The sequence below is a fragment of the Mucilaginibacter ginsenosidivorax genome (genome assembly GCF_007971525.1).
GTDB classification, from domain to species: domain Bacteria; phylum Bacteroidota; class Bacteroidia; order Sphingobacteriales; family Sphingobacteriaceae; genus Mucilaginibacter; species Mucilaginibacter ginsenosidivorax.
Genome location: NZ_CP042437.1, coordinates 1,020,193 through 1,033,274 on the forward strand (window position 1 = coordinate 1,020,193; position 13,082 = coordinate 1,033,274).

Consider the following 13,082-nt stretch of genomic DNA (forward strand, 5'->3'; position numbering starts at 1 on the left):
TATAAATATTTAACAATCAACACTTTATATTTTATCATGGTTAACACTAAAATGATGATACAATTTCGGCGCATCCAAATATTAAAAATGGTTTTTTGTGTTAAAACTATAATTCCGTCATTGCTTTGTAGCTTACACTAGCTATATTATCTGGTTTCCCCTTTAATGCAGGGGTGATTGTACCTTTTAATTTCCCGTTTACTTTACTCACCATGATCGTCCGGAAGGTGTAATTACCTCTTTCATAATCATAGGTTTCTCCGTCGTCATCATATAACGAATAAGTACTTGGTTTGCTGCCATAATACCTCACCTCCAGGTCAACCTTCTGCCCTGCTTTGGGTGCGTGCAGCATTACCGGCATCATGGGTATAATGCCACCGTCCTTTACATAAACCGGTATTTTATCCAGGCCCGGTGTAACGTTGATGACCTCACCGTCGCCCGCGTACTTCCCGGTATAAAAATCGTACCATTTACCCTTTGGCAATATCACCTTTCTGCTGGTTTGCCCGGCAAATATTGGGGCTACCAGCAAATATTCGCCGGCCATATACTGGTCTTTAACCTCTTTGGTTATGGCCTCTTCATAAGGATTTTCCTCCAGGTTTACTTTTTTGTTTTCATTTTTGGCATCCCCTCCAACAAAGCCATCTTCCAGGTACATGGCCCTGAAAGGCGGGATGCCTTCAAAATGATATTTGGCAAACTCACTATACCAGTAAGGCATCATCTGCATGCGCATGTTGGCCATTGTTTTTACCTGTTCGGCAACCTCCGGAAACGACCATGGCTTTGTACCGCTGGCCCAGGCATTGATCATAGCCATAGGCGAAAAAACATTCGACTGAAACCGGCGTAACCATTCCTCGCCGGTTTTTGACGAGCGTACCTCGGGCGTCCATAACACACCTGCAAAACCACTGTTTACCAATGCAGTTATAAAATCCCTGTGATCGTAATAGTCGTTATAGATAACATAAGGGAACGATGAACCACCACCATTTGAAGCACGCACCAGGCCAAATGTACGCTGATTGCGTTCATGGTAAATTTCGGCGGTATAGCGTTGCATCATTAGGCCAAAGGTTTGGCGCATTTGTTCGGCATCGTGCCCCGATGGAAAAGTTGCCACATCGGGCCATAAATAATTATCCCCGCCATCAACCTCATCCATTTTATAACCGCTGATGCCAATATCTATTTTACCTTTTTCCAGTTCGCCAAAAAATATCTTACGAGCTTCGGGCATACTTATGTCGGGTACTATGCCGTTCCAAACGGTATGCGAGCCACTGTAAGGCAAAATACTTTTATAAACCGGCGCCCCGGGAGATACATAAGGATTAGTCCATAAATTAAGCCTGATGTTCTTTTTCAGCATGTCCTGTACAAAACCTTTAGGATCAGGAAACCGGCTTGTGTCCCACCCAAAAGTACAGGGGTATGATTTACTTTGCCAGCCTGGTTCAAGCCCGATAAAATCAAGCGGGTAGCCTTTTTCCTCAAATGCCTTTGCTTCAGCCGCAACGCCCTGCGCATCGGTTAAGCGCTGCATACGCTGTGTAAAGCCCAGGCCCCAGCGTGGTGGTAAACAACCACCGCCGTTTAGCAAATTATAACGCCGTACCGCATCTAAAGTAGTTGGACCAGCAAATACATAAATCTCAACCCCAGACGCGGGCACCAGCATTTCCACACCATCTGAATATGGATGCGAGCTCCATGTTTTATCAAGGTTCCTGTCTTTTACTTCGGGTGGTACTTTACTGTCGCGCCTTACTGCTGTACCTGCGTATACACTGATGTACCTGGCCGAGTTGATAAACACACCATAACCATTTGATGATACATAAAAAGGTGTAGGTGCATGGGTGCGCCCGTTATCCTTGCCGGCATAATTGTCAACATGCAGCGTAAGCACTTTGCCGCGCTGAAATACAGTCTGGAAATTTAAGCCGAAACCAAACAACTGTTCTTTTTTTTCTAACGGAAAGCGCAGGTAAGTTTTACCACCCTGTACATTACCAGTGATTTCCTGCTGTGGCAAGGGGAAGGCAGCCTTTGGCATTTGCGCTAAACCGGCATGATAGGGTTGCCCCCCCGCCACTTTCAATAAGTCATATTCTTCGGGCTTGCCTATAATGCCTTTCCATATACCGGGTTCTACTTCCGTCCAGGCTATAGATTGCGCGTGAAGACCTGCGGTGAAACTCCAAAACAAACAAATCAGCAAAAAGCGTTTCAAATTTTTTATCATGTTAGTTAGGTATAATGGTATAGGTTTTACCTTTTTCTGTAGCAAAATCAATTATATAACCTTTGTTAAAGGATAGCTCCGGTAATTTGGCATCAGCAGCTTTCTGATAAGCCGGTATTACCGGTGGCGTATCTAAAATATTTTTGTTAATACCGGTAGCCGCTTTACTGCTTACCTCAACCACTTTTACAGGTATCGGGGTTCGTAAGCGGCAATTGCCTCCAATGTTCGATTTGATCAGCGCTTTGCTCAGTTTTCCTTTTTTCCAGTCGATGGCTACCTCAAAATTTCCGCGGGCTTTGATGCCTTTGATGCTGCCATCGGCCCAGGCATCGGGCAGGGCGGGCAACAATTCTATTTCGCCATCCTGGCTTTGCAATAACATTTCGGTCATACCGGCCGTTCCCCCAAAATTTCCGTCAATCTGGAAGGGCGGGTGGGCATCAAACAAATTGGGGTAGGTACCGCCGCCGCTCATTTGTCCCTTTTTTTGTAAGGGGTCCATATAGTTAAATGCGGCTCCTAATATTTTATAGGCATGGTTGCCATCGTGCATCCGCGACCACCAGTTCACTTTCCAGGCCATTGACCAGCCTGTGCTTACGTCACCCCTATAGATCATTGATTGTTTTGCCGCAGCTGCCAGCTGGGGCGTATTAAACACAGAGATCTGCCTGCCCGGAAATAAACTAAACAAATTTGATATGTGCCGATGTGTATCCGTGGTGTCATCCCAATCCTGGAACCACTCCTGTACCTGGCCATGTTTACCTATATGAAATGGATAAAGTTTATCATAAGCAGCTTTTACCCGGGCTGCAAACACTTTATCGGTACCCAATATCTCCGCGCTGCTTATACAATCCTGGAACAACTCGCGGATGATAGACATATCCATTGTAGAAGCCATACTTACCTGGTATTCCTTACCACTGATTTTAATAGTATTTTCGGGCGAGGTAGAAGGATTTGTTACCAGGTAACCTGTTTTAGGATCGGTTACCAGCCAGTGCAGCATAAACTGTGCAGCGCCTTTAATAATAGGGTATGCGGTTTTGCTCAAAAAAAGCTTATTGCTGGTAAAAAGGTAATGATCATATAAATGAAGGCTCATCCAGGCACCGCCCATTGGCCAGGCTGTCCAGCGTACCGCGCTCCTGGGGTCGTGGTCAAAATTACCAACGGTTGATGTTTTAGCCCAGATATCGGTGTTATGGTGTTGTACCCAGCCTTCATTAATGTTATAATTTACTTTGGCTGTAATTGCGCCGTTCAGGGCAAGCTCTTTCAGAAAATCAAATAAGGGTTGGTGGCACTCCGAAAGATTGGTATTTTCGGCCAGCCAGTAATTCATTTCGGTATTGATATTGGTGGTATAATTACTGCCCCAGGGTGGTATCACCTGGTCGTTCCAGATACCCTGCAGGTTGGCGGGCGCGCTGCCCGGCCTTGAACTTGCAATAAGCAAATACCGGCCAAACTGGTAATACAGGGTTTGTAATTGCTTATCGGGATTGGCTACACTGAAACTCCTGAGCCGTTCATCCGTAGGTTGTTTTACCATCCCGGCATCTGCACCCAAATTAAAATCGACACGTTTAAACAGGCGCTGATAATCGGCAATGTGCCTTTGCCTGAGTTGCTCATACGTTTTTTGCGATGCGGCAAACAGGCTGGCGTTAGCTTCAATGGCCGGATCTTTACCCTGCAACCCCGGCGACTTATTAAACCCGTTAAAGCTGGTTGCCTCGGTTAAATAAAGTATAACCTGGTTGGCGCCTGTAACCTGTAATGCGTTGTTATCGGCTGTCACCCGCCCGCCATCATTTTTTATTTTGAGGTTGATCTGGAAACTCATGCCCTCGCCTTTGGGCTCATCGTAAATTACCTGCCGTGGTTCGGATTCCCGGTTGGCCACATAACTTGGGGCTTTCCCCTTTAAAATCAGCTTATTGCTACCATCTTTTTCGATGCTAAAGCGAAGCTTGCTTTGCAAATTAGCTGTGAAATTAATAGCGCCTTTTTTATCCGCGGTAATACGTACCATCATTACTTTATCCGGGTAGCTTATAAATGTCTCCCGTTGATAATGCACGCCGCCGGCCTCAAACCTCACTGTCGAAACCGCGTTGTTTAAGTTCAGGTCGCGGTAGTAATGTATACTGTCTTTCAGCTTAAAGTTAAGCAGCAGATCGCCTAAGGGCAGATACCTGGCCGTGTATGGCCCTTGTAAATACTTTTTCCAGATCTCTGCTGCCTTTTCAAAATCGTTATCAAACACGGCCTTGCGTACTTCGGGCAAATGCGCTATTGCCTGTGGATTGTTCCCGGCTTCGGGGTAGCCCGACCATAAGTTATGGTCATTAAGCTGGTAATGCTCGTGGTTAACACCGCCAAATACCATAGCGCCGGTGGTGGCATTACCCAGGGGCAAGGCCTCTTCCCAGGCAACGGCCGGTTTAATATACCACAGCTTCAAATCTTCATCATTACGCTGTACCTGCGCCGCTGCAAGTTTGGCACTTATTAAACCTGCAAAAATCAAATATTTTTTAAGCTGATGCATATTTAAAGGTTTAAGAATACCGTTTGTAATCCGGGCGATTGCACACCTACCACACTTTTGCCATTATTGGTTTGCACTTTTATAGTAGCCCGCCCGTTATAAGCCTGCACTTTTCTTGACCCGCCGGATGTGCCCAGGTCATCCTGCAATACGCCATCGCCGCTTAACGAGAAACTGATCCAGTTTGCAGCATCAAGGCATTGAACATTATTTTTATCAAATATTTTGACCTGCACCGTGGCAAAACCGTTTTCATCTGCTATTTTCTCAAGTATCATTTTGGCCGGCCTATCCCATTTATCAGTTTGATAAACCTGGTTAATTTCGTCGGTTATAATGGCTTTTCCTTTTTGCGCAACTACACGTATGCTATTGGGGCCTTTATTAAAGGTAACTACCCAATGCAAGCCGGCGGCAGGAAAATCCTGGCTGTTACGCTTTTTTACGCCGCAGCTTTTACCATTCAAAAAAAGCTCGACCGTTTCACAATTTGAATAAACCTTTACTATCTTTTGCTCTCCCGGTTCTCCCCATCTTACAGGCCAGGTGTGTCCATATATATGCGCCATAGGTGTAGTTGTCCAGTATGACTGGAAGACGTAGTACGACTCTTTCCTGGTCATGTCGCGTTCAAGAACACCTTTTTGGTTCACGTAAGGTATTGGGTTGTCTGGTCTTGAAGGCGTAGAGAAATCTTTAAATATCCAGAAGGCCGATCCCGTTAACCATGGCATCATTTCCTGTTCTTTTAAATGCCAGTCGAACAGGTTACATATATATGTCTCGCTCCAATCACCATCCTTCGAAACACGCGCATCTCCACCAGAAAGCAGCGCGTCGCCCGCACGTTCATCTGCACCATTGCCTGTTTTAATATTCACAAAAGCTTTATCAGGATCTTCAGAATGGCGCAACGCGTGGCTGTCTCCCCCCCATTCGGCATGAAAAAAATGCTTTACCTTGTTAAATTCTTCCAGGGTGGTTTGCTTATACTCGTTATAAGTGCCGCGATACCATCCTGCCCATATTGATGGTGAGTACACATCAACAATATCCTTACAAAAATCGCAACGTCGAATAGTGGTTTTACGTGTGGAGTCAAGACGATGAGCGCGGTCGTTCTGCTCGCTCATAAATGCCCTGATCTTTTCTTTATCAAACGTTGAAAAATCTCCCTCCCAGTCGTTTTCGTTTCCCAGCCCCCATAAAATAATAGACGGATGATTATAATGCTGTTCAATCATGTTGGTAAGCATTTGCCTGGCCTGTTTTTTATAAACCTCGCCTCCTAAACCACCACGGCACCAGGGTTCTTCTTCCCAAACCAAAATCCCCAGGCTGTCGCATAAGTTAAGTACTATACGGGATTGCTGGTAATGGCCCAAACGGATAAAATTAACACCCATATCTTTCATCAGCAGCATTTCCTGCCTTATCATACCTTCTGTCATAGCGGCTGCCACTCCTGCCTGGTCTTCATGCCTATGGGTACCTTTTAACAATAAGCGCTTTCCGTTAAGCATAAATGGGCCATGGTCGACAAATTCAAAATTCCGGAACCCTATCTTCTCGGTTTGTTTAAATGCACCGCCACTTTCACTTGCAGTAACCTCAACGGTATATAACGCAGGGTTATCCGGCGACCATAATTGCGGTTTTTTTACAGTAAACAGGCCAAGAGGAATATCTCCAGCAACTGTGTGTAAATTATACTTTGATTGTTGTATAACTTTACCCTGTGGATCAATGATCTTTATAACCCCTTCATCAGAATTAACTTTTGCGGCATCGTTAAAGCGGACACTTATATTTAATTTACCTTGTTTGCCTTCCTTGTCTACCTCCGTTTTAACAAAAACTTTATCGAACGATGTAGTTGGTGTATATATCAGGTTTAGATAACGGTATATTCCGCCGTACACATTAAAATCAGATAAGCGCGAGGGTATACTCTCCAAATCGCGCGAATTATCACACCTTATCGATATCGGTATATTTCCTTTAAATTGTTGTTGAAAGGCCTCTGTTTTTCTAAAATCGTTAACGGCCTGGGTTATATCTACTATCCATTCATCATAACCGCCAACGTGCGATGCAACCCTGGTGGTATATACATATACATCTGTTTTTTGCCCGGCTCCCTCAAAATGCAGTAATGTGTGGCCATCCTTATACGGATTTTCAATATTTAAACGGGTGCGGTACCACCCTGCTCCCTGATAGTAGTTCATATCGGGATCAACGGCATCACGTGCATTAAAGCAATGCGGAAGTGTTACCTGCTCCCAACGTGGTATACCCGGCGGAACTCCTTTTTCTTCGGCACGCACGGCTTCCCATATGCCGCCCAAATCCTTTTTTAAGAACTCCCAACCTGTATTTAACCGAGCCTTTTGCTGGGCAAATGCAGGCCTGCCGCCATAAAGGCATATGATCATTAAATACAACCTTAAATACTTTATCTGCATATTAGGGCGCGGTTATTAGTTTAAAGGCCATTACCTTTTTAGCCCAAAAGGTGGGCACATACAAAATGTGTTTCACGGTATCATAGGCCAGGTCGGCAGTATTTATCTTTTGCTCCTGTGTATCAAGCAGGGTTTCTATTTTTCCATCGGTAGTTACATAAAATATATGTCCCGACCAGCAGGTGACCAGGAAATCGCCGTTACCAACAGGTTCAAGGCCATCACCTCCGCAGCTTAGCATGGTTATTTGTGTTAAATTACCCTGGCTATCTGCTTTCATAAATTTTTGTCCACCCAGTATGTAAAGATCGGTACCGATGGCTTTGAGCCCGTTTACGCCGCTTACGTTTGTTAAAAACGTGATTGAACGGCCATTTTCAATACGGTGTATTTTTTTTGTTTTACTATCCGATACATAAACAATGCCTTTATCATTAACAGTAATGTCATTTAAGGCTTTGGCACTATCAATAGCAATCTTGCTTTTAACCTTACCCGTATTGATATCAATAACTACCACCTCCGACAGATCTGCTACGTATAACTCACTACCAAACCGACCCAGCCCTTTAGGTGCATTTAAACCGGTTGTAAAATCAAGGTTAATAATTTTTCCATCAACTGTAATTTTGGCTACACCACCTTTACCATCAACAGCATTAGGGTTTCCATCAATCTCTGATACATATAATATACCTTTTTTAAAATCCGGCAAAACTGATTCGGGAACCCTTATAACCGTATCCGTTTCCCAAAGCTTTTCCAGTTGATGTGTTTGGGCATTACTGTCATAAACAGTAACTATCATTAAAACAGGCAGGATGTATTTAAAAAGTTTGCTTTTCATCGTTATATTATTTATTGGTTGTTGCTACTTACAAAGTGACCGCTTGTGTACCCCCGTCATTTACTTTGTATTTGATTGTTTTGCTACCCTCGGTTATGGTAATATTTACCTTCTCCTTATTCAGCCTCGATATTTTAAGGTTGAACACGTGCCCAAATGAATGGATATTATTTAGTGCCATTTCATTCCAGCCATCAGGTAGTCGTGGCGTGCAATTAAAGCTGTTAAAGCCTGTTGGCCGCATACCAAACAACCCTTCGGTGAATATTCGGCAGTAAAGTCCGCTCTCGGCAGATAGATGCCTTTGGTTACCCTCGGGATAGGCTTCAACCGGGTAAGGCACATGTTCTCCCAATAGTCGCCTGCGCGAATAATAGCGCAGGTAGTCCATTGCTTTTTCTGTTTTACCGGCCTGCAGTACGCCACGAAGCGCATACAGAGTTGAGCGGTCCCAAAAAGTTTCTTTGCCTGCCTCGGTAGCTAATCCGTCAGCCGTCCACAAGCGAGGCGAAAACAGGGCATTGATGGTTCCTTCGTTCCTGTCTAAAATACCCATGGTAAGGGGCAGGCAGATCCAGGCACGCAGTACATCATTGGTTTCGTAGTATTTATAGGTTTTAAAGCCTTCTATGGTTGTCCCGAAGTATTTTTCGATATTACTTTTAAGCGTTGCGGCTTGTTTTAAATACTCGTCTGTTTGTGTTTTTGGCTGATGCAATTGTTTGCCAAGGTAAGCCGCCGATATCAAGGCGTCATAATAAAGACAGTTGGTTGACAGATTGGCTTTACCTGATGGAAAGCGACCTTCCAGCTCATCATGATCTGAGGTAACCACACCCTGGTCGTTTAGCTTCCGGTGGCTATATTCCAGGCACCAGGTAATGAGCGGCCACAATACTTTTGCGGAGTCTGGACGGCCATAGGTTAATGCATACCGCGAAGCGCCATAGGCAATCATGGCCTGGTCGCCACGGTCACCCGCGCCTTTCCATACGGCATCACCTTCGGCAACTATAGAGCTGGGTATAGCTTTGTACTCCGGGTTCATATACCTGGCGAATAAACGGTAACAGGTCATGGCCGACAGGTTGCCGATGCTATCTCCGGAAAACGCGAAGAAAGGACTAATATACTCGGCCTGGTCATTTGCCCAAATGGCGGCATAGTATGCCAGCCCGCCCGGCCCATGCAGGTAGCCTGCTTTGGTTTTGTAAATACTCTCTGTTCCCCTGATTTTGGCAAATGAGAACGCGGTATTCAACAAGGTATCGGGTGTTTTTAATTGCAGCGGCGATAAAATGGTATTTACACGATTTTCACGGGCTTTTTCTTCCGCATCTGCATTAACGGCAATGGGCCGGCCGGGAAAATCTGTTGCCAAATAGTAAACCGCGAAAGTTGTATGCTCACCGGGTTGCACTACACGGCTGCCACTATTGGCAGATCCCATGATGATGAAATGGGGCCTTACTTTACTTTTAAGGCTATCAGTCCTCACCTCATGCCTCACGTACTCCATAGAAATGTTTTGTGGCTTATCGGTAATATTAGTGAACACAAACTTTTCAATAGCCATAGGCTTATCAACCGATGGGAAAATACTCCGCTCAATTTTTACCAGCGCCGAGTTACTTGTTGTCGCCTCAATCCGCATAATGCCCTTGTGGCTGATGCTTTTGATGTTGTACGAAAGATCGCCCGATTTTTTCCCGCTGGCCAGGTCGGTTTTTAACTGCCGGTTATTAATGTAAAACCGGGGCAGCCCGCTATCCTGAAAGGTATAATCAATATGGCTCCGGGTGGCATCGGGCAGCATCCTGAATGTTGGGAACACTACTGTTCGCAAAACAGATGATCTGCCGGCGCTATCTAACCCATACTGAACCCAAACAGAGACTTTCTCTCCCGACATTTCGATATGATCTGTATGCGGCAGCCTGCCATTAATGGTCCATTTGATACTTCCATCTGGTTGGATGGCCCAGCGGTCGGTTTGTTTTGGTAATGCACTCTGCTGGGCATAAAGCCTGCAGGGCAGCAGAAAAACCAAGCCTAAAAATATTTTGCAAATAGTTGCCTTCATTTTATATTGATCATCAATTTATTATTCTAATCCAAAACAGCTGTTCCGGCTTTCAGATCGGCAGATAGCTCAACCTTTTTTTGTATGCCGGGGATTTTATTTTCCAGGATATGTACATCACGGCTTGCATTGCCTTCAACACGCACAAACGCATCCGCAGATCCGGCTACCGTAGTATTATTTATGCGGGCCCCGGCAACATTCTCTAATCTTATTACCGCCTGGGCACTAGTAGTTTCTGGAATGATGCAGGAATTGAGTTCTATATTTTTCCCGTCTTCACAAATAATGGCTGGCCGAAGATCATTATGGCTTAAGGTAAATTTTACATTGCTAACCTTTAATCCATCCACATGCCTAGCCCAAACACCATAGGCCGGTACCAACGGACCAAATGTTTTTACTTCCGGATATTTATCAATGGCCTCGGGTACAACCTGCCTGGCATTTTCATTGTTTCCGCCGCCTGCAAGGTTTATCTCTATGTTTTCTAATGCCAGGTTTTTAATGTTATGCCCGGGGATACCCGTTATAAGGATACCCGATGGCGGCATCAGCTGCGCGTTATCTGCCGCTTTTGCTTTTACATTTTTGATGGTTACGTTTTCAAGCGTCCCTATAGGTTGCTGGCTATCCTGATCTTTACGGAATACACTTAACCTGGCACCTAAACGAATGAGTATAGGCGTTTTTACCTCAACCATAGTAATATCGCTGATTTGAATGTTCCTGATATTTGCACCATCAACCGAAAGCAGCTTGATACCGCCATTGGTTGTATCGTAAATATAACATTGTGATATGTTGATGTTCTCAAATGCCGCCATGGATTCAGTTCCGATCTTGATAGCTCCCTGGCCGCTTTTTAACCGCAGGCCCGAAACAACAATATCTTTACAGGCCATTTTACTTGAGGTTGTTTTAAAACACAAAGCGTCATCGCCGCTTTCCACATCACAATCTTTAATAGTAACATCCTGGCAGCCATCTATATCCATACCATCATTGTGCGCCACACCCCTGCTTACAATTTTTACATTTTTAATACTTACCTGTTTGCATTGAAAGTAATGCGATGTCCAGGCTGCGGCATAATTTAGGATAACACCATTTAAAGCAACATTTTGGCAGCGTACAATACGCAATAAAAACGGCCGCCTGCCCCAGCGCTGCGACTCGGCGCGTGTATCGGTTAATATTTGCTGCGCTTTGAGTTTTGATCCCTGGCCATCAATGGTACCCTCGCCCGCTATGCCTATATTTTTTTTATCAACGGCTACAACCAGCGCCCAACCTACACTTATGCCAAGCCCATCCACAAACGGATCAAGATTTTTATAATCGTTAACATCGGTGCTACCTAATAAAACAGCACCTTTGTTTAGCTGCAGGGTAATATTATCATTCAGTGCGATTGTACCTGTTAAAAACACTCCCGAAGGGATAACAACTTTACCACCACCGCTCTTATAACAAGCGTCAATTGCTTTTTGAATAGCATCGGTGTTTAAAGTGGTGCCATTACCTACTGCACCGTAAGCCGTGATATCCACATTGGCAGCAAACAAACTTAAATTGCATACCGCTGTAAGGATAATACCCAGCAATAGCCTGGTTAGCTTGTACATGGTTATTTTTTCCTTTCTGCTTTAAGCACTTCTGTCCCGGCCAGTAATAAGGCTCCTAAACCATGTGTATCGTTTAGCTCGGTTGGCCTGGTGTAGTAAAATTTAATATCGGTATCCATGTTGGTACCAATGCAAACATCCTGCAGTTCGCCGTTTGCAGTAATTTTGGTAGCCAGGCCTTTCCAGCCTTCCTGGGCTATAGCTATATATTTTTCATTTATCCAGCCCTGGTTTACTGCACGTGCTACGGCATAAGTGTACATAGCTGTAACTGATGTTTCCAGGTACGAATCGGGTTTATCCAATAACTGGTGCCATAAACCGGTTTGGTCCTGGTAGCGCGAGTAACCCACAATTTGCCTCAACAGCAATTTGATCAGTTCGGGACGTTTGGGATGGTTTGCCGGCAAATTATTTAACAGCTCAACCTGTGCCATGGCTATCCAGCCATTGCTGCGCCCCCAATGACCTACACCATTGGTTTGATCGTCAGAATAATAATTATGAAAGAAAAGGCCGGTAGCAGGATCATACAAATATTTGTTAAAATTTTCTACCTGTTTTATAGCGTCATCAAAGTATTTGTTGTCGCCTGTAAGTTTGCCCATACGCGCTAAAAACGGGATGCTCATAAACATATCATCGGCCCAAAGGGTACCAAAACGAGGTTGCGGGCGGGCAAGTGTTCCGTCTGCCAGGCGCATCTGTTTAGTTAAAATATAAGCTGCGGATCTTTCTAAATAGGCCTGGTAATCTTTTCTTTGTGCAAGCGTATTTACGTCAAACAACCCGGCAGACATTGCTCCGCAAGCATCAAGGTTAGTGATGTTGAATACAGAGCCATATTCTACCCTGGGGGTTTTAGCTTTTTGAAGCGTTTCAAAATAATTAAGGTTATCAAAAATGAATGCAAAATTGTGCTGGGAATAGTCCGAGTACTTTTTATCCTTAAGCACATCGGCGGTTTGCACCATGCCAATGGCCAAAACACCGTTTACATAAGCCCACTTATTGTATTTGCTATCAGCTTTAATATCAGCCGATGATGCCAAACCTTTGGTGGAATCATATTTTTCTTTGGTAGCCGAATTGATAAATTTAAATGAAGTGTTTTGAATTATATTATCAGCAACCTTGCGAACAATTGTCTCGGTATTGGTTTCCTGCCCAAAAGCTATCGCCGGGCAAACCAGTAATAACAGGTATAAAAATGATTTCATAATCAGGTAT

General features: G+C 44.5%; 7 protein-coding genes. All 7 read right to left on the minus strand.

The window, feature by feature from the left end; all coding sequences use genetic code 11:
• Positions 1-106: 106 nt before the first annotated feature.
• Genes FSB76_RS04160 through FSB76_RS04190 form a run of 7 tightly spaced genes read right to left on the minus strand, consistent with a single transcriptional unit; the run spans position 107 to position 13,072 of the window.
• Entirely contained in the window at positions 107-2,260 is a 2,154-nt protein-coding gene (locus FSB76_RS04160; RefSeq protein ID WP_147052330.1) for a glycoside hydrolase family 31 protein, read from the minus strand.
• Between the two features lies 1 nt (position 2,261).
• Positions 2,262-4,826 (minus strand): glycoside hydrolase family 95 protein, encoded by a 2,565-nt coding sequence (locus FSB76_RS04165; protein WP_147052331.1) that lies wholly within the window; start codon positions 4,824-4,826, stop codon positions 2,262-2,264.
• A 2-nt stretch (positions 4,827-4,828) separates the two neighbouring features.
• On the minus strand, positions 4,829-7,264 hold the full coding sequence (locus FSB76_RS04170) for a glycoside hydrolase family 2 protein (RefSeq protein ID WP_225976417.1): 2,436 nt from the start codon (positions 7,262-7,264) through the stop codon (positions 4,829-4,831).
• A 31-nt stretch (positions 7,265-7,295) separates the two neighbouring features.
• On the minus strand, positions 7,296-8,141 hold the full coding sequence (locus FSB76_RS04175) for an SMP-30/gluconolactonase/LRE family protein (protein WP_225976418.1): 846 nt from the start codon (positions 8,139-8,141) through the stop codon (positions 7,296-7,298).
• 28 nt (positions 8,142-8,169) lie between these two features.
• The gene (locus tag FSB76_RS04180) at positions 8,170-10,224 is read right to left on the minus strand and encodes a glucosidase family protein (protein ID WP_192910126.1); all 2,055 of its coding nucleotides are present in this window, start codon (positions 10,222-10,224) and stop codon (positions 8,170-8,172) included.
• Positions 10,225-10,250: 26 nt separating this feature from the next.
• Entirely contained in the window at positions 10,251-11,852 is a 1,602-nt protein-coding gene (locus FSB76_RS04185) for a glycoside hydrolase family 28 protein (RefSeq protein WP_147052333.1), read from the minus strand.
• A 2-nt stretch (positions 11,853-11,854) separates the two neighbouring features.
• Entirely contained in the window at positions 11,855-13,072 is a 1,218-nt protein-coding gene (locus FSB76_RS04190) for a glycoside hydrolase family 88/105 protein (protein WP_147052334.1), read from the minus strand.
• Between the last annotated feature and the right edge of the window lie 10 nt (positions 13,073-13,082).

Excerpts from the sequence above, each read along its gene's own strand:
- FSB76_RS04170 (WP_225976417.1), bottom strand. The coding sequence starts at position 7,264 with ATGATCATATGCCTTTATGGCGGCAGGCCTGCATTTGCCCAGCAAAAG.
- FSB76_RS04180 (WP_192910126.1), bottom strand. The coding sequence starts at position 10,224 with ATGAAGGCAACTATTTGCAAAATATTTTTAGGCTTGGTTTTTCTGCTG.
- FSB76_RS04160 (WP_147052330.1), bottom strand. The coding sequence starts at position 2,260 with ATGATAAAAAATTTGAAACGCTTTTTGCTGATTTGTTTGTTTTGGAGT.
- FSB76_RS04185 (WP_147052333.1), bottom strand. The coding sequence starts at position 11,852 with ATGTACAAGCTAACCAGGCTATTGCTGGGTATTATCCTTACAGCGGTA.
- FSB76_RS04190 (WP_147052334.1), bottom strand. The coding sequence starts at position 13,072 with ATGAAATCATTTTTATACCTGTTATTACTGGTTTGCCCGGCGATAGCT.
- FSB76_RS04175 (WP_225976418.1), bottom strand. The coding sequence starts at position 8,141 with ATGAAAAGCAAACTTTTTAAATACATCCTGCCTGTTTTAATGATAGTT.
- FSB76_RS04165 (WP_147052331.1), bottom strand. The coding sequence starts at position 4,826 with ATGCATCAGCTTAAAAAATATTTGATTTTTGCAGGTTTAATAAGTGCC.